This is a genomic window from Serinibacter arcticus, assembly GCF_003121705.1.
Taxonomy (GTDB): domain Bacteria; phylum Actinomycetota; class Actinomycetes; order Actinomycetales; family Beutenbergiaceae; genus Litorihabitans.
Window position 1 is genome coordinate 2362197 of sequence record NZ_PYHR01000002.1, and the last position, 25021, is coordinate 2387217.

Here is a 25021-nt window from a genome sequence, read left to right on the forward strand (position 1 = left end):
ACACGAGACGTTCGGCGGCGAACCGAACGACGCGATCGTCGGGGCTAGCCTGTGGGCATGGACGCGCCGACCGCCCCGCCGGGCCTCGACGCCATCGCCGAGCGCTTGCGCGACCTCCGCGTCCAGGCGGGCCAGCCGAGCTTCACCGAGATCGCCCGAGAGGTCGGTCGGTTGCGGGATGCCCGCGGTGTGAGCCCCTGGGCCGCCAGGCCCGGCCGCGTCACCGTGTACGACGTCTTCCGCGACGGCCGCAAGCGTGTCGACATCGACCTGGTGCTGGACGTGCTGACCGCCCTGGGGTTCGCGGACGAACGCGTGCCGGTCAGGCAGCTCTACCGCGAGATCGTCAGCACGCGCGCCTCCAGCACCGCCCGGCCGCGTGTCGAGACCCTCGCCGTCCCTGCCGACGTCGACCTGCTGGGGCGCGAGCTCGAGCTCGAGCACCTCCTCACCGCCCTGACGACGGCGGCCCTCGCATCCTCCGACAAGACGTTCGCGGTGGTCACGGGGCTCGCGGGCGTCGGGAAGACCGCCCTCGCGCGCGCCGTCACCCATCGGCTGGTGGCGACCGTCCCCGGGGCGTTCGCCGTCGAGGCTTCCGTCCGCACCGCCTCGGGCGACAGCGAGGCGACCTCCGTCGGGCCCGACCACATCGTCTCGGCCGTCGACGCGATGCTCCAGCGCCGGCGGCAGTCCGACGACGACGTCGCCCCCCGCTGCGTGGTGCTGCTGGACGACGTCGTCTCGAGCGAGAACCTCGAGGCGGTCGTCGCCGGGCTGCCGAGCGGGAGTCTCGTCGTCGCGACCTGCCGGCGCGACCTCGTGGTGACCGGCACGGCCGCGCACGTCCGCCTCGGCCCCCTCGACACGACCACGACCGCCGCGCTGCTGCGCGCCGCCCTCCCCACCGATCGTGTCGTCTCCGACGCCGACTCCGAGGCCCTCCACCGCCTCGCGGAGCTGTGCGGCGGCCTGCCGCTCGCCGTCTCGATCCTCCAGGGCCAGATCGCCGCCCGGCCCGGCTGGCCGCTCTCCGACGTGGAGATGTGGCTCGCCCGCGCCGAGCAGGAGCACGTCGGCTTTCTCGACTCGGTCCACGACGGTCTCGATCCGGGCGTCGCGCGGGCGCTGCGCCTGTGCGCCCTGCACCCCGCGCGCCTCTCACCCGCCGAGATCGCAGCTCTGACGGGAACCGATGACACCGAGGCGGAGCGCGCGATCGCCGTCCTCGTCCGGGAGCACCTGCTGGTGCGCGATCCCGGCGGGCGGCTCGACCTGCACGACCTCGTCCGGGGGCACGCGCAGCGCCGAGCGACCGAGGTCGAGCCGTACTCGCAGGTCAAGCTCGCCGTCGAACGCCTCGGCGGGCTTCTGCTTCACTCCCCCGACCCCGGCACCGACTGGCTCGAGGAGCACGTCGAGGTGGTGGTCACGACGGCGCAGCTCGCCGCCGACCACGAGCTTCCCGCCGTCGTCACCGGCCTCGCGGACCTCGCACACGTCCACCTGCGCCGCACGCTGCGCGACGGCGACTCGCTCCTCCTGCTCGGGGCCGCGCGCCGGCACGGGCTGCCCGAGGAGCGTGCCGAGGCTGATCGGCGCTACATCCAGACGCTGCTCTACGCCAAGGACGCGACGGGTGCCCTCGCCATCGGTGAGCCGCTGCTGGCCCTGACGTCCGACCCGCGCTACCACCACAGCCTCGCCCTGGTTGCGGAGGCGTACCGCTTCTCGGCGCGCTACGACGACGCGATCCGCACCGCGCTGTCGGCCCGCGACGGCGCGATCGCGGCCGAGGATCTCTTCGTCATCACCATCGCCAGCTCGACTCTCGTCTACAGCCACCTCGAGAAGCTCGAGGCCACCCGGGCCCGCGAGGCCTGCGAGGTCGGCCTCGCCGCTCTCGCCGACGCCGAGGCCCCGCACGAACGCCTCAGCCTCCTGCACTCCCTCGGGCGGACGCTCGTGCTCGACGCCGAGTGGGACCGGGCGCGGCAGGCCTACGAGGAGTGTCGCGTGCTCGCAGCTGGAGCCGACCGCCAGGACATGCTCGCGTTCTGCGCGCTGCAGCTCGAGGTGATCGACCTCCTCAGCGGCGACGTCATGACGGCGGTCACCCGCCTCACGGCGACGGTCGAGTCGGCCCTACGGATCGGCGACGCCTACGTCGCGTTCGAGGGGATGCTCTGGCTCGGCCTCGCCCACCTGCGCGCGGGAGACCCCGACGCCGCGGCCCCGTGGCTCGACCAGGCCCGCGAGGCCGCCGACATCGACGACACCGGGCGGGTCGAGGCCCACCTCGCCGAGCTCGCGCTCGGTCGCCGCGACGCCGACGCCGCCGAACGTCACCTCCGGGCGGCGACGACGCTCGGTCGGGGCGGCCGGACCGTCGAGCTGCTGGTGGCGCAGGGCCTCGGTGACGTGGCGGCGCTCCGCGGGGACCTCGACGACGCGCGACAGCACTGGGGCGACGCGCTAGCCCTGGACCCACCCGCGCTGTACGCGGTGCCGCTGCGCGAGCGGGTCGAGGGAGGCGAGCGTCGCTGAAGACTCAGCCGTCGACGACGACGAGCGGCCCCTCCTCCGTCGTCGGCACCTCGAAGCCCGCGACGAACCGGCGGAGCGTCGCCTCGCTGAGGACGACGTCGTCGGGACCGGCGCCCGTCCGGGCGGCGACCCGGGCGAGCAGGGTCTCGATCGGGACGCGCAGGTAGACCGTCGTCGGCACGACACCGAGCGGGGCGAGCAGCTCCCGGTAGGACAGCCGCAGCGCACGCTGCCAGAACGAGGTGTCGACGACGACGTCGCGGCCCGCCTCGACCAGCTCCACCAGCCGGGCGCGCACCGCCTCGTGCACCTGCGCGACGGCGCCGTCGGGCAGGGGGTAGCCGTGGAACCCCCGCCGGGCCGCCTCCTCGTCCCAGCCCAGGCGGACGTAGCCGTCGGCCTCGAGCGCGCGGGACGCCGTCGACTTGCCCGACCCCGCGGGGCCGCACATGAGGATGACGCGCGGTCTCACCACGCGAGCAGGTGCTCCGGCGTGAACGTGAGGACGGTGGAGAACTTCTCCACGATGTCCTCGATCGGCATGCCGTAGGCCTCGATGGCCTCGGCGTACTTGGCCGAGTACGCCTCGCGGTGGTCCTCGAGCCACGAGAGCGTGCCGCGGTCGAGGACCTCGGCGCTCCCGCGCAGGACGACGACGTCGTCGCCGAACGGCCCGCCGGCCTGCAGATGGACGAGCACGGGCGAGCCGCGGCGGACGTGGGCCACCTTGTGCGAGCCTGGCTCGCTGAGGATCGAGAGGCGGCCGTCGTGCCAGAAGAACCAGACGGGCACCGCGCGGGGAGAGCCGTCCTCCGCCGTCGTGACGATCCACGCGATCAGGTCGCGCTCCAGCATTCCCAGCGCCTTGGCATGGGCGTCGTTCTCGGGGTCGAACGTGAACGCGGTCATGGCTGCTCCCTCGTCGGTACCGGTGCGGCGACCGTACTCCCGCCCACCGACAGCTGTGGTGGGGTGGGCGCATGACGCTGCTCCGCTCCCTCGCCCTGTTCGGTGCCGCCGCACTCCTCGAGATCGGGGGCGCCTGGCTGGTGTGGCAGGGCGTGCGCGAGCATCGCGGCTGGGCGTGGATCGGCGCGGGGGTGATCGCGCTCGGTCTGTACGGCCTGGTCGCGACCCTCCAGCCGGACGCGAACTTCGGCCGCATCCTCGCGGCCTACGGCGGCGTGTTCGTCGCCGGCTCGCTCGCGTGGGGGATGGTCGTCGACGGGTTCCGGCCCGACCGCTGGGACGTGACGGGCGCGCTGCTGTGCCTGGTCGGCGTCGCCGTCATCATGTACGCCCCGCGGCCGGACGCCTGAGCCCGACCGGTCAGCGGGTGACCGGAGCGGGCCGGCCGAGGGCCGTCCACTGCTCGTAGGTGAGACGGAACCCGTCACCGGTGATGGGACTGTCCAGGTAGAGGGTGGCGGAGCCGGGCTTCTTCCAGACGACCTCGCCGATCACGTGCGTGACGGTCTTCGGCGTGGGCGAGCCGTAGCCGAGCCACTCGGGGTACAGGAGGCGGTAGCCCTCGCCCGTCGTCGTGTCGGTCAGGTGACCGATCGCCGACGACCAGGGGTACCTGTAGAAGCCGGTCGTGGCCCAGACCTCGGGCGCAGGCGAGCCGGCGTCGCGCCACTCCCCGGGCGTGAGCTTGTGCCACGGCGTCGAGTAGAGGTCACCGACGAAGATCTCGTCGGACGAGGCGACCTTGACGAAGGTGGAGTAGGCCCGCCACCCCGCCGCGCGGGGTGTCGGGTACCCGGCCTTGGCCCACCGCTGCCCGTCGAGGTAGACCCACACCCAGTCCTCGCGCTCGGGACCGTAGTAGTGCACGGCGTAGACATCGGAGTCCCACGGGTACTTCACGTACTCGACCGGGGCCGGGAGGGGCGCGGGGAAGCCTGCCGCGGCCCACTCCTCGAAGCTGGCGACCAACGTGTTCGGAGCCTCGGCCGCGTGGTCGTGCCGGTACAGGACGTCGTCGTAGGTCGTGGAGTAGTACCCGGACTCGAGCGCCTGCGACGGAGCGACGACGAGGGTGCCGGCGAGGGCGAGACCGAGGGTGGCACCGAGAAGGCGGGACGTGCGGGACATGACAGCTCCGAGATCTGTGAGAGGGGTGGACTCCATCGCGCCGGCCCACCCGATCAGCACTCTCGTCGGGGCCGACCGACACCTCCACCTTCCGCGCCGCGGGGGAATTCCGCAATACCGGCGCGATATCGATCTGATCACGAGGAAGGAATTGACGAACCGCTCGACAACAATGCCCGGATAAAACGTTACGGGATATTTATCGAAAGTGACCCAACGTTTTCGGATGTTCTCGTCGCATCCACCGAAAGTCCGCTCCGCGCCGCCCGACGTCAGCCCCGCGGATGCACGCGCAGCGTCGCCGTCGCGGCCGTCGGGCCGACGACGGAGCCGACGATCCGCGCCCCGTAGCGGTCGTACTTGGCGTGGTAGGCGGCGTCGACCGCCGCGTGCCACGCGACGTGGGCACCGCCGTCGTCCACCAGCTCGAACGCGACGTCCCGCGTCACCCCGCCCACGGACACCCGACCGACGCCGGAGGTCACCGCACGACGGAACCAGCCGTTCCCGGGACCGGACGCCGACCGGATCACGACGTCGTCGCCCGCGCGGACGACCCAGATCGTGACGGCCGGCCGCAACGACCCGTCCGAGCGCCGCGAGGACACCTCCAGCTCGTCGGAGCGCGCGGCGACCTCCAGCTCACGTTCCGTCCAGCTCATCGCTTCTCGCCCGTCCCGTCCCGCGCGCCGTCGTAGGCCTCGTCCGTCACGGCCTCGGCCCAGGCCGTCTCCGACCCGTCCCGCGCGTCGGTCGTCTCCCACATCGCCAGGTGCTCCATGAACGCCTCGGCGCCGGCGCCGTGCCAGTGCTCCTCGCCCGGCGGGCACCAGACGGTCTCACCGGGGCGGACCTCCAGCACGACGCCGTCGCGCGTCCCCACCCGTGCCACGCCCTGCGTGACGTGGAGCGACTGACCGACCGCGTGGGAGTGCCAGAAGGTGCGAGCGCCGGGGGCGAACCGCACGGTGTTGACCCGCAGCCGGGACGGCGCCGGGGGCGCGGCGACGACGTCGAACCACACGTCGCCGGTGAACCACGCCCCGGGAGCACGGGTGGTGGGCGGGGGGTCGATGCGCTCGGTGGCTCTCATGGCTGCCAGCCAACCCCGTCCCCAGCCGTCGCGGGAGTCACTGGCGTCACAGGTACTGCCAGGGCCTGTCTCGCGGCCCGACGACGGTCGTAGGGTCGCGGTCATGGACAACCGCGACGAGGTGCGCACCTTCCTGGCCACGCGCCGGGCGAGGATCACGCCCGCCGACGCCGGGCTCCCGGCCTACGGCGAGCACCGGCGGGTGCCCGGCCTGCGGCGCGAGGAGGTCGCGATGCTCGCGGGCGTCTCGGTCGACTACTACGTCCGCCTCGAGCGCGGGAACCTCGCGGGCGCCTCCGAGCAGGTGCTCGACGCGCTCGCCGACGCCCTCCGCCTGGACGACGCCGAGCGGCAGCACCTGCGCGACCTCGCGCGCGCCTCGTCGGGTCGACCGCCCCGGCAGCGTCGCCGTCGTTCCGACACGGCCGCCGTCCCCGCGAGCGTGCAGCTGATGCTCGGCGCGATCACCGGCGCCCCCGCCGTCGTCCGCAACGACCACCTCGACGTGCTCGCGCTGAACCCGATGGCCCGGGCCCTGTACGCGCCGCTCGTGGACGGGCCGTCGACGAACGGCGGCCGCCCCCCGAACCACGCCCGGTTCGCGTTCCTGGACCCGGCCTCGCGCGAGTTCTGGATCGACTGGCCACGCGCCGCGCGCGACACGGTCGGGGTGCTCCGGGCCCAGGCCGGCCGCGACCCGCACAACCGGGCCCTGCACGACCTGGTGGGCGAGCTCTCGACCCGCAGCGAGGAGTTCCGCGAGCTGTGGGCGCGGCACGACGTGCACGTCCACTCCGGCGGGGTGAAGCTCATCCACCACCCCGTCGTCGGGCGGCTCGAGCTCAGCTACGACACGCTCCCGATCATGCAGGCGCCCGGCCTGACGATGCTCGTCTACACGGCGCCCGCGGGATCGCCGTCGGCCGACGCGCTGCAGCTGCTCGCCACCTGGGGCGCGACGCCGACCACGGCGCCGGCGCCGACCGCCCCCGCCACCACCGACTAGCCGACCGACCACTCCCCACACCACGGAGGTTCCCCATGCACACACGCACGCTCGGACAGGGTCTGCAGGTCTCCGCCGTCGGCCTCGGCGCGATGGGCATGTCCCAGAGCTACGGCCCCAACCCCGGCAGCCGCGAGGACATGATCGGCGTGCTGCGCGGCGCCGTCGAGCGCGGGGTCACGTTCATCGACACGGCCGAGGTCTACGGGCCGTACGTCAACGAGGAGCTCGTCGGCGAGGCGCTCGCACCGGTGCGCGACGACGTCGTCATCGCCACGAAGTTCGGCTGGAACATCGCCGACGGAAAGATGCAGGGCACCGACAGCCGCCCCGAGCAGATCCGCCGGGTGGCCGACGCCTCGCTGCAGCGCCTGCGCACCGACGTCATCGACCTCTTCTACCAGCACCGCGTCGACCCCGACGTGCCGATCGAGGATGTCGCGGGGACGGTCGCGGAGCTGGTCGCGGCGGGCAAGGTCCGCCACTTCGGTCTGTCGGAGGCCGGCGCCGGCACGATCCGCCGCGCGCACGCCGTCCACCCCGTCACCGCCGTCCAGAGCGAGTACTCGCTGTGGACGCGCGACCCCGAGCCCGAGGTGCTGCCCGCGCTGGCCGAGCTCGGCATCGGCTTCGTGCCGTTCAGCCCGCTCGGCAAGGGCTTCCTCACGGGCACGGTCGACGCGTCCACCGCCTTCACCGAGGGCGACGTGCGCGGCACGATCCCGCGCTTCACCGCCGAGAACCGCGACGCCAACCAGGTGCTCGTCGCCCGGGTGCGCGAGCTGGCCGAGGCCCGCGGCGCGACGCCGGGCCAGGTCGCGCTCGCGTGGCTGCTGTCGCAGCAGCCGTGGATCGTGCCGATCCCCGGCACGCGCCGGATCTCGCGCGTCGAGGAGAACGCGGGGGCGACGGTGATCGCGCTGTCGGCCGACGACGTCGCCTCGCTCAGCGCGCTCGCCACGACCGTCGGCGTGGTCGGCGACCGCTACAACGAGGCCGGGATGGGCATGGTCGGGCTGTAGCCCGCGCGCCGCTCAGCCCCGCGGCCCGAAGTGGTCGTCCCACGTCCCGACGGCGACGATCCCCTCGGCCGCGGCGGCGAGCGCGGGGTCGGCGGTGACCAGCAGGTCGGACTGCAGCTGCGCGACGGCGAGGTACTCCGCCAGGGCGGTGTCGTCCCGGTCGAGCTGCGCCGCGATCCGCCACGCCACCGCGCGGGAGACCCGGTCGCCGAGCAGCCGGATCTTCAGCCCGGCGAGGCCCTCGAGCAGGCGGCGTCCCTCGGCGTCCGCCAGCTCGCCCGCCCGCACCGCGCGGTAGAGCTCCTGCAGCGCGTGGGAGCGCAGCACCGCCGGCCCGACGAGGTGCTGCTCGGGTCTGATGCGCACGCCCTCGCGGACGAGCCGCAGCGCGACGTCGGCGTCGATCGCGATCCGGGTCATCCGGAGAAGGTACTCCGCCTCCCTCGCCGCGGCGGTGCCGACCTGCGTACCGTCGGGAGGTCCGACGTCCCCGACGCAAGGAGCCCCTCGTGCGCAGCACCGACGTCCTGGCCGATGCCTTCGGCCGGATCCCCGACCTGATCCACCACGCGCTCGACGGCGCGGACCACGCCACGCTCACGCGCCGCCTCGACCCCGCGACCAACACGCTCGCGTGGCTGGCCTGGCACACCGGCCGCGAGCAGGACGCGCAGATCGCGGCGCTGGCCGGCACCCCCGAGGTCTGGGTCAGCGACGGCTGGGCGCGCCGCGCCGCCCTCGACCTGCCGGACGACGACATGGGCTACGGCCACGACGCCGCCCACGTCGAGCGCGTGGACGCCCCCGCCGACGTGCTGCTCGGCTACGCGACGGCGGTCGAGCAGGCGGCCCGGACCTACCTCGCGGGGCTGGCGGACGACGATCTCGACGTCGTCGTCGACGAGGACTGGGATCCGCCGGTCACGCTCGGCGCGCGGCTGGTGAGCGTGGTCGGCGACGCGCTCGAGCACGCGGGGCAGGCGGCGTTCCTGCGCGGGGTGCTGGACCGCGCACGCTGACGAGGGGCTAGGCGACCTCGTCGACGAGAACCGCGTAGTACGTCGTCGAGCGCTCGGAGGTCCAGCCACCGAAGGCGAGCCCGACCACGTCGGTCCGCCCGCGCGCCAGCTCGTGCGACTCGCCGTCGCAGGTCACGGCCGACTCGCTGGAGTGCTCCCCGGCCGAGCGGCTGACCGACAGGTAGACAGTGATCTGACCGCCACCGAAGCAGCGGCCGTTCACGCTCGCGACGGCGATCGGTTCGTCGAACGCCTGCGTCACCTGCGGGCCGATGACCCCGATGTCCGACCCCGCCTCGGCGCTCGCGGGGACCCCGGTGAGGCCGCCGCCGACGAAGCCGTCCGCGTCCTCGACCTCGGCGAACCAGGCGGCCGCCTCCTCGAGGTCGGCGTTCGTGCCGCAGCCGGCGAGGCCGACGGCGAGGGCAGCGGCGAGTCCCGCGGCCACCGTGAGGCGGCGGGGTCCAGGGGCAGCGCTGCCGATCATGTCGGGGAGCCTACGCGGCGCCGTTCCCCCGACCGCCCTAGAGTTTCCGCATGACCCAGGCGCAGGCCCGGACAGCGGTGCGGCGACGGCCGTGCACGACCGCGGCCCTGACGACGCTCGCGGCGTTGCTGTTCGGCAACGCGGCGGCGTGCGCGCCGGCTCCGAGGGACCCGCCCGCAGCACCCTCGGCGGCCACCGAGACCGCCGCGGACCCGGCGGCGACCGTCCTCGCCGACGCCCTCGTCGTCGAGATCGAGCAGGCCCGCCTCGACTGGGGCCGCCGGGTCGTCTCGCTCGTGATCTCGGTGCCGGACGACGCCCCCGGCGACGCCCCCGACACCGAGCTCGAGGTCGTCGCGGCGAACCTCGACTCCCCCGCCTGGGACGGGAACCGTTCCGAGGACCCCGACCGCACCGTCACCGTGGCCGCCGGTCGGACGCGCTCGATGTTCGTCGCGCTCGGCGACCCGCAGTGCGCCCCCGCGCCGGACGGTACGCCCGAGGCCCTCGCCGTCCTCACGGTCCGCACGCCCGACGGCGAGGAGCTCACGCGCGAGGTCGCCGTCACCGACCCGTACGGTCACCTCGCGCGGGCGTGGGGCGAGGACTGCGCCCGGGCCGGCGCCGAGGAGGTGGCGAGTCTCGCCATCGGCGAGGAGGTGGTGGCCGGCGAGCACGACGGCGTCACCACCGGCACGATCACGGTCACCGTCACCCCGGAGGCGACCACCGACGTCGTGCTCACGGGGATCACCGGCACCCAGCTGCTCGCGCCGCTCGGGGGCGCCGCCGCCTGGACCGATCCGTCGCTCGGCTCGGCCGCGCGGACCGGCTCGGAGGTGCCGCTGACCTTCACGGCCGTGCGGTGCGACCGGCACGCGATCGCCGAGGACAAGCGCGGCACCTACCTCGGCATCACGACGACGCGCGACGGCGTGGCGCAGCCGGTCTTCCACGTCCAGCTGCCGGAGCGGACGCGGGCGAACCTCATGGAGTGGTTCGCCCAGGCGTGCGCCTGGGAGTGAGGCGGGCGTTCGGGGGCTGCCGGGCCCGGCGCTCCAGCGGGCCGTCGACGTTGCGGGCGGGCAGCGGGACGCGGCACGCCCGGCTCACGTCGTCGTGATCTCCCCCGAGATCGCGACGACGCTCGCGCCGCCGATCCACACCCCGCCGGCGTCGCGCGTGACGCGCACCCGGCCGCGGCGGCCGACCCGCGTGCCCTGCGCCGCCGTGTACGGCGCCTCGAGCCGGCCCGTCTCGAGGAGCCACTGCGCCACGGACGCGTTGAGGCTGCCGGTGACCGGATCCTCGATCAGCGGGCCGAGTCCGTCGGTGAAGAACGCGCGCACCTCGATCGCGGCGTCCGACCCGGCGGCGTCGCCGTCGGCCGCCCCGGCGCCGTGCGCCCCGACCACGCCGATCGCCCACCCGCCGGGCCGCCGAGCGCCGTCGGGCTCGAGCGCCAGCACGGCCGCGGCGTCCCGCAGCAGCACCCCGACCCAGCCCGGGCCGTTGTCGATCCACCGGGCCTCCACGACCTCGTCGACCGCGACCCCGAGGACGGCGGCGACGTCGACCAGGTGCTCCGGCGAGACGGGTCCCGAGCGCAGCAGCGGCGGGGCCGCGAACGCGAGGTGGTCACCGCCGTCGCGCACCGTCACGAGCCCGATGCCGCACTCCTGCACGATCCTCCCGGACTCGTGCGGCACGCCGCCGGCCTCCAGCCAGGCGCGCGCCGTCCCGAGCGTGGGGTGACCGGCGAACGGCAGCTCGGTGGTGAGGCTGAAGATCCGCACGCGGTAGTCCGCGCCCTCGGTCGTCGGTGGCAGCACGAACGTGCACTCCGACAGGTTCGTCCAGGCCGAGATCCGCTGCATCTCCTCGGTCGTGAGGCCGTCGGCGTCCAGGACCACCGCGAGCGGGTTGCCGGTGAACGGCCCCGAGCCGAAGACGTCGACCTGCCGGAACGGGCGGCTCACACCAGCCCCCGGGTGAAGAGCCAGCCGAGCACGCGGCGGTTGAACTCGCGGTGCTGCTCGATGTTCACGGCGTGACCGTCGCGCTCGATCACGGTCGAGTGACCGCGCGGGGCGAGCGCCGCCGTCGCCGCCGCGTGGGTGGCCGGCCAGAACTCGCTCTCGGCGCCCGCGACCACGAGCACCGGGACGTCGCACGAGGCGACCGCGGGGCGCCAGTCGCGTCCGGCGTGGTCGTTCAGGAGCTCGAGCTCGGCGGGGGAGATGCCGAACCCGCCGCCCCCTCCCATCGCGCGCACGAGCCGCAGCAGGCGCACGCCCCGCCTCCACATCGGCGTGCCGACCCCGGTCTGCGGGATCCTCTCGGCGAAGTACGTGTCGCGGTTGCTCTCGTCGTAGCCGTAGAAGCCGTGCGGCCACTCGGACGTGTTGAGCATCTGCGGGGTCTGGTCGGCGGAGACGACGGCGGCGATCCGGTCCGTGCCCTCCTGCGCGATCCGCGCCCAGATCGTGCTCGCGCCCATCGAGCCGCCGATCACGACGGCGTCGCGCAGGTCGAGCTGGTCCAGCACCGCGCCGACGTCGCGGCCGCGGAGGTCCATCGTCACGCCCGGTTGCAGGGGTTCGGTCGTGCCGTGGCCGCGCAGGTCGACGGCGACGACGCGGTAGCCGGCCTCGGCGAACACCGGGACCTGGAACACCCAGCTCCTCGCCGCCGCCTTGAACCCGGCGACCAGCACCACCGGGCGCCCCTCGGGCGGCCCGGTGAGCGTGACGTCGAGGCGCACGCCGTCGTCGGTCGTGACGGTGGTCCGCTCGCTGGCGGTCATGGCTGCTCCTGCTGCTCGGAGGTGACGGTGGAGGTGGCGGGGAAGGCCTTGCCCGGGTTGAGGATCCCACGCGGGTCGAGCGCCGCCTTCACAGCGGCGTGCATCGCGAGGACCACGGGGTCGAGCTCGGCTGCGGCGCCGTCGAGTTTGAGCAGCCCGACGCCGTGCTCCCCCGTCACCGTGCCGCCGAGCAGCCGCGACTCCGCAACGATCCGGTCGAACGCGAGCTTCGCGCGGGCCTTCGCTGCGTCGTCGCCCTCCGGCGCGATGATCAGCGGGTGGAGGTTGCCGTCGCCGGCGTGGGCGATGGTGGCGATGACGACGTCGTGCTCCGCGGCGATCGCCTCGATCCGCGCCAGCATCTCCGGGACGGCGCCGCGCGGCACGCAGACGTCCTCGGTCAGCACCGGCCCGAGCCGCTCCAGGGCCGGGTAGGCGAGTCGTCGGGCGCGGAACAGCCGCTCGATCTCCGCCGGTTCGACGGCGCGCTCGGTCGCGCCCCCGGCCGCGCGGAGATGGGCGTCGACCCGGTCGGCAACGGCGTCGCCCGCGGCGCCCGGCTCGTCCACGGAGGCGAGCAGGACCGCCGTCGTGCCGACCGGGACGCCGAGGTGCTGCCACCGCTCGACGGCCTCGAGGCACGTGCGGTCGACCAGCTCGAGCGCGGCCGGGACGATGCCGTCCGCCATCACGGCGGCGACGGCGCGGCCCGCGTCGGTGAGGCTCGCGAACGAGCCGACGACCGCGCGCGGCTCGCGACCGCCGAGCGGAAGGAGCCTGAGCGTCACCTCCACGACGACGCCGAGCGTCCCCTCCGAGGAGACCATCAGCCCGGTGAGGTCGTAGCCGGTGGCGCCCTTCGCCGTCCGGCGCCCGAGCCGCGCGACGCTGCCGTCCGCGAGAACGACCGTCACGCCGAGCACGTAGTCGCGCGTGACGCCGTACTTCACGCAGCAGATCCCGCCGGCGTTGGTGGCGACGTTGCCGCCGATGGTCGAGCGGGCGGAGCTGGCCGGGTCCGGCGGGTACCAGAGGCCGTGCTCGGCGACGGCGGCCCGCAGGTCGTCGTTGATCACGCCGGCCTCGACGACGGCGTAGCGCTCGGCCGGGTCGATCTCCCGGATCGTCGTCAGCCGCGCCAGGCTCAGGATCAGGCAGCCGTCGACGGCGTTCGCCCCGCCCGACAGGCCGGTCCCTGCGCCGCGCGGGACGACCGGGGTGCCGGTGGCGTGGGCCGCGCGCATGACGGCGACGACGTCGTCGAGCGACTCGGCGTGCACGACGGCGAGCGGCGTCGCGTACGGCGCCCACTCGGCGTCGTCGTGCGCGTGGAGCTCGCGGGTGGGGATGTCGGTGGCGACCTGGTCGGGGCGCAGCAGCGCGAGGAGGTCGTCGACGATCGTGGTCATGGGCTCACCCTAGGGATCGGGGACCGCCGGAGCCTCGCCCCCACACGGCTGCTACGTTGGTTGCGGAACGGCCGAGCTCAACCGCCACGGACGCAGCAGTCGTGACGGGCCCGGGTCGACGACGCCCCTCGGGTCACATCAGGACAAGATCACGAGAGCAAGGCCCCGCGCGAAACGTTCTGGTTACAGAATCGGCCCTGCGTCACGGCCGTGTGAAAGTTCACGTCACCACCGCTCCCCCGGTCGCCGCGTGGCCCGCGCCACGGTAGGACCGAACAGTGACCACTCCGGAGAAATCCTCCCTGCCCCCTGCCCGCACGCGGCGTCGACGTCGTTCGATCCTCGCCGCTCTCCTCACCGCGACCGTCCTGCCCGCGGTCGCCATCCCCGCCACCGCCGAGCCCGCGGCGACCCCCGCCGTCGCGAGCCCGGAGGCCACCGCGGCCGTCGACGCCGTCCCGACGGCGGAGACGCCCGAGGGCATCAGCATCGTCGGCGGCGTCACCGCGCCGCAGTTCGGCTACGGCGACGCCATCCGCGAGCGGGTCCTGATCCCCGTCGCCGGTGTCGACCAGGACCTCGACGGCATCGACGACGTCACCGCGATCGACATCATCCGGCCGGCCGCCTCGGCCGGGGCCCTCAAGGTCCCCGCGATCATCGACCCGTCGCCCTACTTCACGACGGTCGGCCGCGGCAACGAGTCCCAGCGGCTGAGCGACCTCGACGGCGACGGCGTCACCGACCTCTTCCCGCTCTTCTACGACAACTACTTCGTCCCCCGCGGTTACGCGGTGATCCACGCCCAGATGAACGGCACCGGCTTCTCCACCGGGTGCCCCGCCCACGGTGGCCCCGGCGACATCGAGAGCATGAAGGTCGTCGTCGACTGGCTGAACGGCCGCGTCCCCGGGTACGACGCCGCGGGCAACCCGGTCTCCGCCGGCTGGCACTCGGGCAGCTCGGCCATGATCGGCAAGTCCTACGACGGCACGCTCGCCAACGGCGTCGCCGCCACGGGCGTCGAGGGCCTCGACACCATCGTGCCGATCGACGCGATCTCGCAGTGGTACCGCTACTCGCGCACGAACGGCATCCGCCACAACACGAACTACCCCGCCAGCCTCTCCAACACCGTCACCAACCCGGAGCGCCGCACGCTGTGCGCCCCGACCCGTGAGGCGATGAACCTCATCGACGGCGACGAGACCGGCGACATCAACGAGTTCTGGGACGACCGCGACTACGTCAAGGACGTCGAGAACGTCACCGCCGCCGTCTTCGCCGTCCACGGTCTCAACGACGACAACGTCCGCATGAGCCAGTTCGCGGAGTACTGGGACCTGCTCGGCGAGAACGACGTGCCCCGCAAGGTCTGGCTCCCGCGCCAGGGCCACATCGACCCGTTCGACTTCCGCCGCGCGGTCTGGGTCGACACGCTCCACCGCTGGTTCGACCAGTGGCTCATGAAGATCGACAACGGGATCATGGACGAGCCGACCTCGATGGTCGAGCAGGACGCCCGCGAGTACGTGGATGAGGCCTCCTGGCCCGCCCCGGGCAGCGAGGACGTCGCCGTCCACCTCACCGGCACGCCCGGTACCGCCGGCTCGCTGGCCCTCCAGCCCGGCACCACGGAGACGCTCACGTTCACCGGTCCGGCGAACTCGCCGAACGAGACGGCGCTCATCACGACGCCGGAGGGGCAGCAGAACAGCCGCCTCGTGTTCCTCTCGGAGCCGCTGGAGACCGAGCTGCGCATCTCCGGCACGCCCCGCATCGAGCTGGACGCCTCGCTCTCGCAGGACCAGTCCAACCTGGGCGCCCTGCTGGTCGACTACGGCACCAAGGAGCGCGTCTCCCGCACGGGCGACGGCGCGATCAACACCACGGTCCGCACCTGCTGGGGTGCGGCGACCGAGTTCGACAACGCCTGCTACCTGGAGATGGACCGTCGCCTGCAGACCGCCGACTTCTGGCGCCTCTCCCGCGGCGTGCTCGACTCCTCCAACCGCGAGTCGTTCATCGACGGCGAGGCCACCCCGGTGGTGCCCGGTCAGCAGTACGACCTCGACTTCGCGATGGAGCCGTACGACTACGTCTTCCCGGCCGGCCACCGCATCGGCGTCGTCCTGACGACGAACCTGTCCGGCTTCACCGCCGGCTCGCCCAGCGCGACGGTCACGCTGGACGCCACGACCTCCACGATCGTGCTCCCGGTCGTGGGCGGCACGGGAGCGGCCGTCGCCTCCGGCGCCCTCGGCGACGCGGCCCCCGTCACGGTCTCCTTCGACCTCGGCGGCGAGGGGACGACGGCGATCGACCCGCAGGTCATCGCCTACGGCGCCACGCCGGTCGAGCCGGCCGAGCCCACGGACGAAACCCTCTTCTTCGGCGGCTGGTTCGCCGACGCCGAGCTCACGGTGCCGTTCGACTTCACCGCCCCGCTCACCGCGAGCACCACGGCGTACGCCCGTTGGCTCACCCTCGAGCAGGCCGCCACGACACTCACCGTCACGTCCGTGACGAGCGCGCTGGTGGGTGAGCAGGTCGGCCTCACGGTGACCGGCTTCGACGCCGACGGCGAGTCGCTCGGCGACGTCACCGCCGCCGCGACCTTCACCTCGGACAGCCCGGGCGTGACGTTCTCGAGCGCGACGGCGACGCTCGCGCAGGTCGGCGACGCGGTCGTGACCGCGACGCTCGGCGCGGCCTCGAACACGACGACCATCACGGTCCTCCCGCTGCCGTTCGTCGACGTCCCGCTCGGGACGCAGTTCTTCGACGAGATCCGCTGGCTGTCCGACAGCGGCATCTCCACCGGTTGGGACATCGGGAACGGCGAGCGCGAGTTCCGCCCGCTGACCCCGGTGGCGCGCGACGCGATGGCGGCGTTCCTCTACCGGCTCTCGGACTCCCCGGAGTTCACGGCGCCGCCGGTCTCGCCGTTCGTCGACGTGCCCGTGACCAACCAGTTCTACAAGGAGATCGCCTGGCTGGCCGAGGAGGGCATCTCGACCGGTTGGGTGCGGGCCGACGGCACGCGCGAGTTCCGCCCGCTCGAGCCGATCAACCGCGACGCGATGGCGGCGTTCCTCTTCCGCCTCGCCGGCGAGGAGGGCTTCGTGCCCGTCGACGCCGCACCGTTCGACGACGTGGCGGCGGACGCGCAGTTCGCCACCGAGATCGCGTGGGTGGCCGAGGTCGGGATCTCCACGGGGTGGGCCGGCAACGACGGCACGACCCTGTTCCGTCCCGTCACCCCGATCGCGCGTGACGCGATCGCGGCGTTCCTGTCCCGGTACCACGGGCTGGGTCAGCAGGGCTGACCCCGCTCCTGACGTGACGACGGCGGCGCCCCACCCGGTTCGGGTGGGGCGCCGCCGGCGTTCGGGTGAGGTGTGGGGTGCGGAGGTGACGACGATCCGCCCGCGGCTGAATCCCTGGCCCCGCCGTCAACGGACCCGCTAGAACGTTCCGATGCGAATGTTCGTTGCGCTCCGCGTTCCCGTCGAGGCCCGAGAGGACCTCGAGACCTTCCTCGAGTCCCGTCTCGACGCGTTCGACGTCGGCTGGACCCCTCCCGAGCACTGGCACCTCACGCTCGCGTTCCTCGGTTCCGTCCCCGAGCGGACCCTGGACGACCTCACCGAGCGGCTCGCCACGGCCGCCTCGCGACGCTCGACCGTCACCCTCCGCCTCGCGGGCGCCGGGGCGATCCCCGACCCGTTCGCCGCCCGGGTGCTCCACCTCGCCCCCGACCTGGAACCGGACGCCCGGCTCGAGCTCGACCGGCTGTCGGCCGCGGCGCGAACCGCCGCCACGACGTCGGGCATCGAGGTCGACGGCGCCCGGTTCCACCCGCACGTCACCCTCGCTCGGTCGCGGCACGCGATGAACGCGGCGCGGTGGCTCCAGGTGATGGACACGTATCGGGGGCCGACGTGGGTGGCCGACGAGATCGAGCTCGTCCGGTCGAATCTCGGCGAGGGGCGGCGCCATCCGAGGCGGCACGAGGTCGTGAATCGGTTCCCGCTCAGGTGGGGTCAGGGCGGCTGAGACCCGCGCGCCCGGGTGCGGTCCGGCTCCTCGCCCACAACGCCCGTAGAAAATAGTTCTGCCGCGAACCTTGCCATGTGAGGTGAGTCACGTTCAGAATAGGTAGGCGGGACGTTTCCGCAGCACCATCAGGGGGTAGCAGGGCCGAGCGTGTCAACGACATCTCTTCCAACCCGGAGCTACCAATGGGCCAGCAGCAGCACGAGGCGGGGCGGTCCTCGACCGCGCGCCGATGGCTGCTGCGCGGGCTCCTGATCGGCGGTACGGCCGCTGCGGGCCTCGGACTCTCGGCCGGCGCCGCCTCCGCCTCGACTCCCGCGGCCGATCAGGGTCTTCTCGGCGGACTGGTCTCCGGGGTCACCGACCCCGTGCTGGGCCTGGTCGAGGACGTCGTGCACGTCGTGATCCCGCCGACGCCTGCACCGGCTCCGGCTCCTGCTCCGGCCCCCGCACCGGCACCGGCTCCTGCTCCGGCCCCCGCACCGGCTCCGGCGCCGGCACCTGCCCCCGCACCGGCTCCGGCGCCGGCACCTGCCCCCGCACCTGCCCCCGCACCTGCTCCGGCCCCCGCTCCGGCACCTGCGCCGGCCCCCGCACCCGCTCCGGCCCCGGCTCCCCCGTCTCCGTCCTGGACCCGGTCCTCGACCCCGTGACCGGTCTGGTCACCGAGGTCGTCGAGGTCGTGGTGGTTCCGGTCGTGGACGAGGTCGTCGCTCCCGTCACCGACGCGGTACTTCCGCCGGTGGTCGAGGTCGTCGCTCCGGTGACCGAGGCTGTGGCCCCGGTCGTGGGCGGTGTGCTCGACGTCGTCGAGCCCGTCACCGCTCCCGTCCTGGGCAGCCTGACGCCGGTGACCGACCCGCTCCTCGAGCCCGTCGCCGGTGCCCTGACGCCGGTCCTGGCCCCCGTCGGGGGTCTGGTCCAGGCCGTCATCGCCCCGCTGACGCCGGTTCTCGAACCGCTGACCCCCGTCCTCGAGCCGCTGCAGCCCGTGATCGACCGGGTTCCCGGCGTCGTGGGCGGAGTGCTGGACCCGGTCCTTCCCGTGGTCGAGGTCGTGCTGCCCACCGTCCCGGGCGTCGTCCCGCCCGCGCCCGCCGAGCCGGGTGGAACCCCGCCCGGTGCTGGCTCCACGCCCGTCCCGCTCCCCGTGGTGACTCCGCCGGCAGCCGCCGAAGCGCTTGCGCCCTCGGCCGTCGACCCGACGGGCGGTGCCGCCGCCGCGCTCGCCGTGGCCCCCGACGCCGCAACCACGACGCCGTCCTCCGAGGCGGCGGCGACGTCGGACAGCGACGCGACCCCGACCGCCGCGGCGAACGCGGCGCCGGTCGGTCCGCTCGCGCCGCAGCTGCAGGCTCCCGTGACACCGTTCGTGACGGCGACCGGTGACCCCGCTCCCCTGACTCCCGCGGCCGCTCTCGGCGGCTTCGGTACCGCGGTCGCCGCCGGTTCCGCTACCGCCTCGGCCACCTCCCAGACCCCCGTGCGTGAGGCTGCCCTCCTGGGCGGCGCACCGCTCGCGATGCTGGTCCTTCTCGGCCTCTCGCGTCAGCGCAACGACCAGCTCCCCGCTGGTCCTGCTCTCGGTATCCCCGTCTCTCCTGCCTGAGGAGTCCTCTCGCCGATCGCACATCGGCAGACGACACCCGCGCCCCAGGGCGCACACCCCTCAGATCGCAAGGAGAAGTAGCCATGAGTACAACCATGAACCGAGTGCTGCGCACAGCACTCCTGACCGGCGGCCTCGTCGTCGCCGGAGCGGGGGCAGCGCACGCCTCCGAGGGACTGATCGGAGCGGTCGACCTCGACCTTCCCATCACCGTCCCGGTCGAGATCTCCGACGTCGCCGCCGGTATCCCCGGCGACGCCGTGGTCACCTCGACCACGGAGTCCACGACCGTCGAGCACGCCGCGCCGATCGTGGCCGACACGCCCGCCCCCGCCGTCGAGCAGGTTCAGTCGACGGGTAGCGGCGAGGTCGAGCGGCCCGTCATCGAGCCCCAGGACAGCAGCCTGGTCGGTGACATCGCCATCAGCGCTCCCGTGACCGCCCCGGTCGACGTGTCCGACGTGGCCGTCGGCGACGCCACCGTCGTCTCCGAGGAGACCACCCACACCGAGGCCGCCCCGGCCCCGGCCGCAGCTCCCGTCGCGGCGCCGGTCTCCTCCGGCTCCACCGACGAGCTGGTCGGTGACATCGCGATCGACGCCCCGGTGACCGCCCCGGTCGACGTGTCCAACGTCGCCGCCGGCATCCTGGGCGACGCCACCGTCGTCTCCGAGGAGACCACCCACACCGAGGCCGCCCCGGCCCCGGCCGCCCCGGCCACCGGCGCTTCGGACGAGAGCTGGAACCACGGCTCCTCGGACTCGCTGATCGGTGACATCGGCATCAACGCCCCCATCACCGCGCCGATCGACATCTCCAACATCGGCCTCGGCCTCCTCGGCGACGCCACCGTCGTCTCCGAGGAGACCACCCACACCGAGGCCGCCCCGGCCACCGGTGCTTCGGACGAGAGCTGGAACCACGGATCGTCCGACTCGCTCCTCGGCGACGTGTCGGTGAACCTGCCGATCTACGTGCCGGTGGACCTGTCGAACCTCGGGCTGGGCATCCTGGGAGACGCCACGGTCGTCTCGAACGAGACCACCCACACCGAGGTCGTGTCGGCTCCGGTTGCTCCGGCCGCTTCCTCGCACGAGGGCTCGAACGACGGCTCCTCGAACTCGCTCATCGGCGACGTGTCGGTGAACCTGCCGATCTCGGTGCCGGTGAACCTGTCCAACCTCGGGCTGGGCATCCTCGGCGACGCCACCGTCGTCTCCGACGAGACCACCCACACCGAGGTCGCTCCGGCCCCGGCCGCCCCGGCCGCCGCCGAATCCTCCGACGAGGGCTGGAACCACAGCTCCTCCGACTCCCTGATCGGTGACATCGGGATCAACGCACCCATCACGGCCCCGATCGACATCTCCAACATCGGCCTCGGCCTCCTCGGCGACGCCACCGTCGTCTCCAACGAGACCACCCACACCGAGACGACCGTCGTCGAGGCTCCGGCCACGACGCCGTCGCAGGGGTCCTCCGACTCCCTGATCGGCAACATCGGGATCAACGCCCCCATCACGGCCCCGATCGACATCTCCAACATCGGCCTCGGCCTCCTCGGCGACGCCACCGTCGTGTCGAACGAGACCACCCACACCGAGGCGACCGTCGTCGAGGCTCCGGCCACGACGCCGTCGCAGGGGTCCTCCGACTCCCTGATCGGCAACATCGGGATCAACGCCCCCATCACGGCCCCGATCGACATCTCCAACATCGCCGCCGGCGTTGTCGGCGACGCTACCGTCGTCTCCAACGAGACCACGCGGACCGAGGTGATCGTTCCGACGGAGAGCCGAGGTGAAGAGGGTGGGTTCTCGGGCGGACTGATCGGTGACATCGACCTCAACCTCCCGGTCACCGTTCCGGTGAACGTGGGCTGCATCGGGCTCGGCCTCCTCGGCGACGCCTCGGTGTCCTGCACGACCGTCACGACCGTGACGCCGATCGACCCGACCGACCCCGTTGACCCGGTTGACCCCGTCGACCCGACCGACCCCGTTGACCCCGTCGACCCGGTTGACCCCGTCGACCCGGTTGACCGACCGACCCGGTTGACCCCGTCGACCCGACCGACCCGGTTGACCCCGTCGACCCGACCGACCCGGTTGACCCGGTCGACCCGACCGACCCGGTTGACCCGGTCGACCCGACCACGCCCACCACTCCCATCCGTGACACGGTCACGGGTGGCGGTGACGGCGGGTCGACGGTGGTTCGTACCGCCGATGTGACCACCTCGGCGAACAACGGCAGCTCCACCGTCGTGACGGCCTCGGACGAGTCGATGCTCGCCCAGACCGGTATCGCCCCGACCACCGGCGCCCTCGCGCTGCTCCTCCTGCTGGGAGGTGCGGTCGCCCTGCGACGCTCGCGTCGCGAGGTCTGACGACCGGTAGCCGGTAGCACGGTCTTCCCGGGACGGGCTCACGCCCGTCCCGGGAATCGCCGTGCCCGCACCCGCCGCGCCCCGGCCTCCCCCGCCGTAGGGTCGATCGCATGCTCGAGAACCACCGTCTCCAGGCGATGGCTGACGACCTCGCCACCGTCCGCGGGGTGTGCGCCGTCGCACTCGGGGGCAGTCGCGCACGCGGCACCCACCGCCCGGACTCCGACGTCGACCTCGGCATCTACTACTCGGGTGAGCTCGACCTCCGCGCACTCGAGGCGCTCGCCGCGCACTGGGCGGGCGCCGCCGTTCCTGTGGCCCCACCCGGCGGGTGGGGACCGTGGGTCGACGGTGGCGCCTGGCTGACGGTCGACGGGACGGCCGTCGACTGGATCCTGCGCGATCGCGGACGCGTCGTGGAGCAGTGCGAGCGGGCGCTCCGAGGCCAGTTCGCCTTCCACGTCCAGCCCGGACACCCGCTGGGGTTCCTGGACGTCGCGTACGCCGGCGAGGTCGCCGTCGGCATCCCGCTCCAGGACGACGACGGCTTCCTCGCGCGACTCCGGACACGTCTGTCGGCCTACCCCGAGGCGCTGCGCCGCTCCCTGGTCGAGAGTCTCTGGCAGGTCGACCTGCTCCTCGACGGCGCGCAGAAGGGGGCCAGGGCCGCTGACACCGCCTACGTCACCCTGAGCCTCACCACGGCGGCGATGCTCGTCGCCCACGGCTGGCACGCCCTCGCCGACACCTGGGTCACCAACGAGAAGGGTGTCGTCCCCGGGGTTGCTCGGCTGACCGTCGACACGGGCGGGTTCAGCACCGCCGTCGCCGGGATCCTGGGAGCGGTCGGATCGACCTCCGACGAGCTCCAGGCGTCGATCACGGCGATGCGCGCGGTACCCCGCCCCCACCTCGCCCGAGACGGTCAGGGCAACGGCACGTAGCCGCCGCGCCCCTCCCACGTCCCGTGCTCCGACAGCGGACGGAACCGCAGCGTCGTGAACTCGTGGTGGAAGTCGCGCCGTTCGCGCTCGGCCATCGCGTCGATGTGCCGGGTCGGTCCGGGGACCGGGCTGCGACCGAAGACCATGTCGGTCATCTCGCGCGTCGTGCGCCAGATCGAGAACGTCGAGATCGAGCGGGGCGGGCGCACCGCGGCGAGCGACAGCGTCGTGCCCGGGTGGTCGCGCACGAGTCGTTCGACCGGGCGACCCCAGTGCAGGAAGCGCAGCAGCTCGGGCAGCCGCATCCGCGCCACGGTGACGGCCACGACGGGCTCGTCCGGATCGGAGCGATCCGCGTCCTCGGGCAGGTCGGCCAGTCCTGCCACCGCACCCCAGCGGCGGACGAACTGCAGGCGGACGTGCCAGCCGTCGGCCAGCCGACGGCCGAGCGGATCGGTGGCGAGGAACTCCTCCAGCGACTCCTCGTCCTCCCAGCGTGCGAACACCGCCGTCCGGCTCAGCTGCAAGCGCCTCGGCGAGAGCACGGGTGAGCCCAGCTCCATCCCCGCCAGCACCTCGAGGTGCACCAGCCCCGGCACCCGCCCGGCGGTGGGCGGCCGGACGAGGGCGCGAACCGCCGTCGTCAGCGGAAGCCGGGCGAGGTGGAAGGAGAACACCTCGCCACCCTAGGCCCGGGTCCGGCCGCTCAGACGGCGCGCGCCGTGATGATCAGCAGGCGCGAGGTGGCCTTGACCGGGCCGCCCTCCCAGTCCCCCACCACGCGGTCGACGGCGAAGCCCGCCTCGGCGAGCTGGCGGCGGAGGGTCGCCTCGTCGCGGAACGCGAGCTCGGACTCCTCGGTGACGCGTTCGCCGTCGCGGAACTCGTTGTGCGAGCGCAGCAGCACCCGGCCGGGCGCGAGCTCCTCGACCTCGTCCCACTCGCGCAGGACGCCGTGGACCGTTGCTCGCTCGCTGCGTCCCGACGCCCAGCCGAGCCAGGCGCGATCGCTCGGGTTACGGGTCTCGAACGCCAGGACACCACCGGGGCGGAGCGCGCGCCGCACGTCGGCGAGGGTCTGCTGCCAGGCCGGGTCGGGGATGTGCTGGGCGACGTTGCCGGTGAGGACGGCGAGGTCGACACCGGCGCCGTCGGACGCCGCGGGGATCGCGGAGGAGTCCCCGAGCACCCAGCGCACGTCGTCGCCCCCGGGGCGACGCCGCGCGTGCTCGATCATCGCGGCGGACGGATCGACACCGACGACCTCCCGGCCGGACCGCGCGAACGTCACGGTGAGGAGGCCGGTCCCGCAACCGAGGTCGAGGACGCGGCGAGCGTCGAGGGCGTCCGCGAGGGCGCGGTAGAAGTCGTGGTCGGGGCCGTCGGGGTTGTCGAGGTCGTAGAGGTCGACGAGGCGCGGGTCGGAGAAGCTCACCCCCGCAGGCTAGGCGTCGAGATGCGGGCGGCGGCACCTGATTTCCCGCGCTACCCGACGGCACCAGCGGCGGGTGAGGATGGAGCATGCGACGAGTCACCGTGACGGTCAGCGGCCGTGTCCAGGGCGTCGGCTTCCGGTGGTCCACCCGGGGCGAGGCCACCCGACGCGGCCTGGCGGGCTGGGTCCGCAACCGCGACGACGGCACCGTCGAGGCAGAGCTCGAGGGGGCGGACGACGACGTCGAGGACATGGTGACGTGGCTCCACCACGGTCCCGGGTCGGCCGAGGTGGCAGGCGTCGTCGTCGCCGAGATCACGCCGACCGGCGAGACCGGGTTCCGTCAGCGCTGACGGTCCGCGACGTCGCGCGGCCCCGCGCGGTCAGCCGGAGACCCACCCCGAGGCGTGCAGCCGCTCGATCCCGTCGAGGAGGAGGTCGAGCGTGAAGGCGAGCTCGACGTCGGGGTCGCAGCCCCCGTGGCGGGCAGTGCTGTCGGCGACCACCGCGGCGACGTGCGGGAAGCGCGCGGCGAGCGCGGCGCGGGTGGCCGCTCCGCCATCGTCGGTCTCGCCGTCGTTCTTCTGATCAGGGACCCGCACGACGACCGGGCCGTCGAACCCCTCCGGGCTGAACCCCCAGATGCGGCAGCCGAGCGCATGCATCGCGTGGTGCGCGAGGTCGGCCGACATCCCCGCGCCGATGAGGTCCCCCGTGGCGGCGTCGAGGTGGGCCAGCACCGTGAGGGACTTCGCGGTCGCGCCCTCGATCGCGGTCCGGAGCCAGGGATGACGGCGGATCTCGACCTGGGCGGCGAGGACGCGGTGCCGCAGCGAGACGCGCCAGTCGACGCCCTCGGGCGGCGCGGGGTAGTCGGACACGACGGCGTCGATCATCGCGGCGAGGAGATCGTCCTTGTCGCTCACGTGCCGGTAGAGCGCCATCGGAGCGACGCCCAGCCGCCCGGCCACCGTGCGCATGCTGAGGCCGTCGAGGCCGTCGTCATCGGCCACCTCGATCGCGACGGCGACGACGCGCGCCCGCGTGAGCGCCTCCCGACCTGCGCGTGCCATCCCGACCTCCTCTTGACGTGCGTACA

26 protein-coding genes are annotated in these 25021 nt (G+C 73.5%); 13 read left to right on the top strand and 13 right to left on the bottom strand.

What is annotated here, in order from left to right:
* The first annotated feature begins 57 nt into the window (after window positions 1-57).
* Window positions 58-2547, top strand: a complete 2490-nt coding sequence (locus C8046_RS10675) for an NB-ARC domain-containing protein (RefSeq protein ID WP_109229421.1) — start codon at window positions 58-60, stop codon at window positions 2545-2547.
* 4 nt (window positions 2548-2551) lie between these two features.
* On the opposite strand, the gene C8046_RS10680 is transcribed toward C8046_RS10675, so the two are convergent.
* Window positions 2552-3022 (bottom strand): AAA family ATPase, encoded by a 471-nt coding sequence (locus tag C8046_RS10680; RefSeq protein WP_235866282.1) that lies wholly within the window; start codon window positions 3020-3022, stop codon window positions 2552-2554.
* Window positions 3016-3456: a pyridoxamine 5'-phosphate oxidase family protein gene (locus C8046_RS10685; protein ID WP_109229422.1), complete on the bottom strand. Its 441-nt coding sequence runs from the start codon at window positions 3454-3456 to the stop codon at window positions 3016-3018. The genes C8046_RS10680 and C8046_RS10685 overlap by 7 nt, the downstream gene beginning before the upstream one ends.
* Before the next feature lie 71 nt (window positions 3457-3527).
* Between C8046_RS10685 and C8046_RS10690 the strand changes: the two genes are divergently transcribed.
* Window positions 3528-3866 (top strand): YnfA family protein, encoded by a 339-nt coding sequence (locus tag C8046_RS10690; protein WP_109229423.1) that lies wholly within the window; start codon window positions 3528-3530, stop codon window positions 3864-3866.
* Between the two features lie 10 nt (window positions 3867-3876).
* On the opposite strand, the gene C8046_RS10695 is transcribed toward C8046_RS10690, so the two are convergent.
* The 3 genes from C8046_RS10695 to C8046_RS10705 all read right to left on the bottom strand — a co-directional run bounded on the left by C8046_RS10695 (window position 3877) and on the right by C8046_RS10705 (window position 5737).
* Window positions 3877-4644, bottom strand: a complete 768-nt coding sequence (locus C8046_RS10695) for a hypothetical protein (RefSeq protein ID WP_109229424.1) — start codon at window positions 4642-4644, stop codon at window positions 3877-3879.
* Between the two features lie 272 nt (window positions 4645-4916).
* Window positions 4917-5306, bottom strand: a complete 390-nt coding sequence (locus C8046_RS10700; RefSeq protein ID WP_109229425.1) for a DUF2255 family protein — start codon at window positions 5304-5306, stop codon at window positions 4917-4919.
* The gene (locus tag C8046_RS10705) at window positions 5303-5737 is read right to left on the bottom strand and encodes a cupin domain-containing protein (RefSeq protein WP_109229426.1); all 435 of its coding nucleotides are present in this window, start codon (window positions 5735-5737) and stop codon (window positions 5303-5305) included. The genes C8046_RS10700 and C8046_RS10705 overlap by 4 nt, the downstream gene beginning before the upstream one ends.
* A gap of 103 nt (window positions 5738-5840) precedes the next feature.
* Here C8046_RS10705 and C8046_RS10710 point away from each other — a divergent pair, with 103 nt between their 5' ends.
* The gene (locus tag C8046_RS10710; protein WP_109229427.1) at window positions 5841-6743 is read left to right on the top strand and encodes a helix-turn-helix transcriptional regulator; all 903 of its coding nucleotides are present in this window, start codon (window positions 5841-5843) and stop codon (window positions 6741-6743) included.
* A 35-nt stretch (window positions 6744-6778) separates the two neighbouring features.
* On the top strand, window positions 6779-7765 hold the full coding sequence (locus C8046_RS10715) for an aldo/keto reductase (protein ID WP_109229428.1): 987 nt from the start codon (window positions 6779-6781) through the stop codon (window positions 7763-7765).
* A gap of 12 nt (window positions 7766-7777) precedes the next feature.
* Here the strand turns inward: C8046_RS10715 and C8046_RS10720 are convergent, their stop codons facing one another.
* The gene (locus tag C8046_RS10720; protein WP_109229429.1) at window positions 7778-8185 is read right to left on the bottom strand and encodes a hypothetical protein; all 408 of its coding nucleotides are present in this window, start codon (window positions 8183-8185) and stop codon (window positions 7778-7780) included.
* 89 nt (window positions 8186-8274) lie between these two features.
* Between C8046_RS10720 and C8046_RS10725 the strand changes: the two genes are divergently transcribed.
* Window positions 8275-8784, top strand: a complete 510-nt coding sequence (locus C8046_RS10725; protein WP_109229430.1) for a mycothiol transferase — start codon at window positions 8275-8277, stop codon at window positions 8782-8784.
* Between the two features lie 7 nt (window positions 8785-8791).
* Here the strand turns inward: C8046_RS10725 and C8046_RS10730 are convergent, their stop codons facing one another.
* The gene (locus C8046_RS10730; RefSeq protein WP_146197131.1) at window positions 8792-9271 is read right to left on the bottom strand and encodes a hypothetical protein; all 480 of its coding nucleotides are present in this window, start codon (window positions 9269-9271) and stop codon (window positions 8792-8794) included.
* 50 nt (window positions 9272-9321) lie between these two features.
* Between C8046_RS10730 and C8046_RS10735 the strand changes: the two genes are divergently transcribed.
* The gene (locus tag C8046_RS10735) at window positions 9322-10296 is read left to right on the top strand and encodes a hypothetical protein (protein WP_109229432.1); all 975 of its coding nucleotides are present in this window, start codon (window positions 9322-9324) and stop codon (window positions 10294-10296) included.
* 84 nt (window positions 10297-10380) lie between these two features.
* On the opposite strand, the gene C8046_RS10740 is transcribed toward C8046_RS10735, so the two are convergent.
* From C8046_RS10740 to C8046_RS10750, 3 genes are read right to left on the bottom strand one after another with little or no spacing between them, the layout of a single operon-like run.
* A complete protein-coding gene (locus tag C8046_RS10740; RefSeq protein ID WP_109229433.1) occupies window positions 10381-11250 on the bottom strand; it encodes a PhzF family phenazine biosynthesis protein in 870 nt (289 codons plus the stop codon).
* The gene (locus C8046_RS10745; protein WP_109229434.1) at window positions 11247-12077 is read right to left on the bottom strand and encodes an alpha/beta fold hydrolase; all 831 of its coding nucleotides are present in this window, start codon (window positions 12075-12077) and stop codon (window positions 11247-11249) included. Before C8046_RS10745 ends, C8046_RS10740 begins: the two co-directional genes overlap by 4 nt.
* A complete protein-coding gene (locus C8046_RS10750) occupies window positions 12074-13486 on the bottom strand; it encodes an FAD-binding oxidoreductase (protein WP_109229435.1) in 1413 nt (470 codons plus the stop codon). Before C8046_RS10750 ends, C8046_RS10745 begins: the two co-directional genes overlap by 4 nt.
* Window positions 13487-13764: 278 nt before the next feature.
* Between C8046_RS10750 and C8046_RS10755 the strand changes: the two genes are divergently transcribed.
* From C8046_RS10755 to C8046_RS10780, 6 genes are all read left to right on the top strand, one after another.
* Window positions 13765-16815 (top strand): CocE/NonD family hydrolase, encoded by a 3051-nt coding sequence (locus C8046_RS10755; protein ID WP_109229436.1) that lies wholly within the window; start codon window positions 13765-13767, stop codon window positions 16813-16815.
* A gap of 151 nt (window positions 16816-16966) precedes the next feature.
* On the top strand, window positions 16967-17545 hold the full coding sequence (gene thpR, locus C8046_RS10760) for an RNA 2',3'-cyclic phosphodiesterase (RefSeq protein ID WP_109229437.1): 579 nt from the start codon (window positions 16967-16969) through the stop codon (window positions 17543-17545).
* Window positions 17546-18194: 649 nt separating this feature from the next.
* On the top strand, window positions 18195-19154 hold the full coding sequence (locus tag C8046_RS10770) for a hypothetical protein (RefSeq protein ID WP_109229438.1): 960 nt from the start codon (window positions 18195-18197) through the stop codon (window positions 19152-19154).
* A gap of 83 nt (window positions 19155-19237) precedes the next feature.
* Window positions 19238-21388, top strand: a complete 2151-nt coding sequence (locus tag C8046_RS18945; protein WP_216628974.1) for a hypothetical protein — start codon at window positions 19238-19240, stop codon at window positions 21386-21388.
* A complete protein-coding gene (locus tag C8046_RS18735) occupies window positions 21385-21543 on the top strand; it encodes an LPXTG cell wall anchor domain-containing protein (RefSeq protein WP_199224442.1) in 159 nt (52 codons plus the stop codon). The genes C8046_RS18945 and C8046_RS18735 overlap by 4 nt, the downstream gene beginning before the upstream one ends.
* A 110-nt stretch (window positions 21544-21653) precedes the next feature.
* Entirely contained in the window at window positions 21654-22487 is an 834-nt protein-coding gene (locus C8046_RS10780) for a nucleotidyltransferase family protein (protein WP_109229439.1), read from the top strand.
* On the opposite strand, the gene C8046_RS10785 is transcribed toward C8046_RS10780, so the two are convergent.
* Entirely contained in the window at window positions 22469-23164 is a 696-nt protein-coding gene (locus tag C8046_RS10785; protein WP_109229440.1) for a hypothetical protein, read from the bottom strand. The two genes, C8046_RS10780 and C8046_RS10785, sit on opposite strands and share 19 nt — an antisense overlap.
* Before the next feature lie 29 nt (window positions 23165-23193).
* Window positions 23194-23922: a class I SAM-dependent methyltransferase gene (locus C8046_RS10790; RefSeq protein ID WP_109229441.1), complete on the bottom strand. Its 729-nt coding sequence runs from the start codon at window positions 23920-23922 to the stop codon at window positions 23194-23196.
* 86 nt (window positions 23923-24008) lie between these two features.
* Here C8046_RS10790 and C8046_RS10795 point away from each other — a divergent pair, with 86 nt between their 5' ends.
* Complete coding sequence (locus tag C8046_RS10795; RefSeq protein WP_109229442.1) at window positions 24009-24275, top strand: acylphosphatase; 267 nt, start codon at window positions 24009-24011, stop codon at window positions 24273-24275.
* 30 nt (window positions 24276-24305) lie between these two features.
* On the opposite strand, the gene C8046_RS10800 is transcribed toward C8046_RS10795, so the two are convergent.
* The gene (locus C8046_RS10800; protein ID WP_109229443.1) at window positions 24306-24995 is read right to left on the bottom strand and encodes a TetR/AcrR family transcriptional regulator; all 690 of its coding nucleotides are present in this window, start codon (window positions 24993-24995) and stop codon (window positions 24306-24308) included.
* Between the last annotated feature and the right edge of the window lie 26 nt (window positions 24996-25021).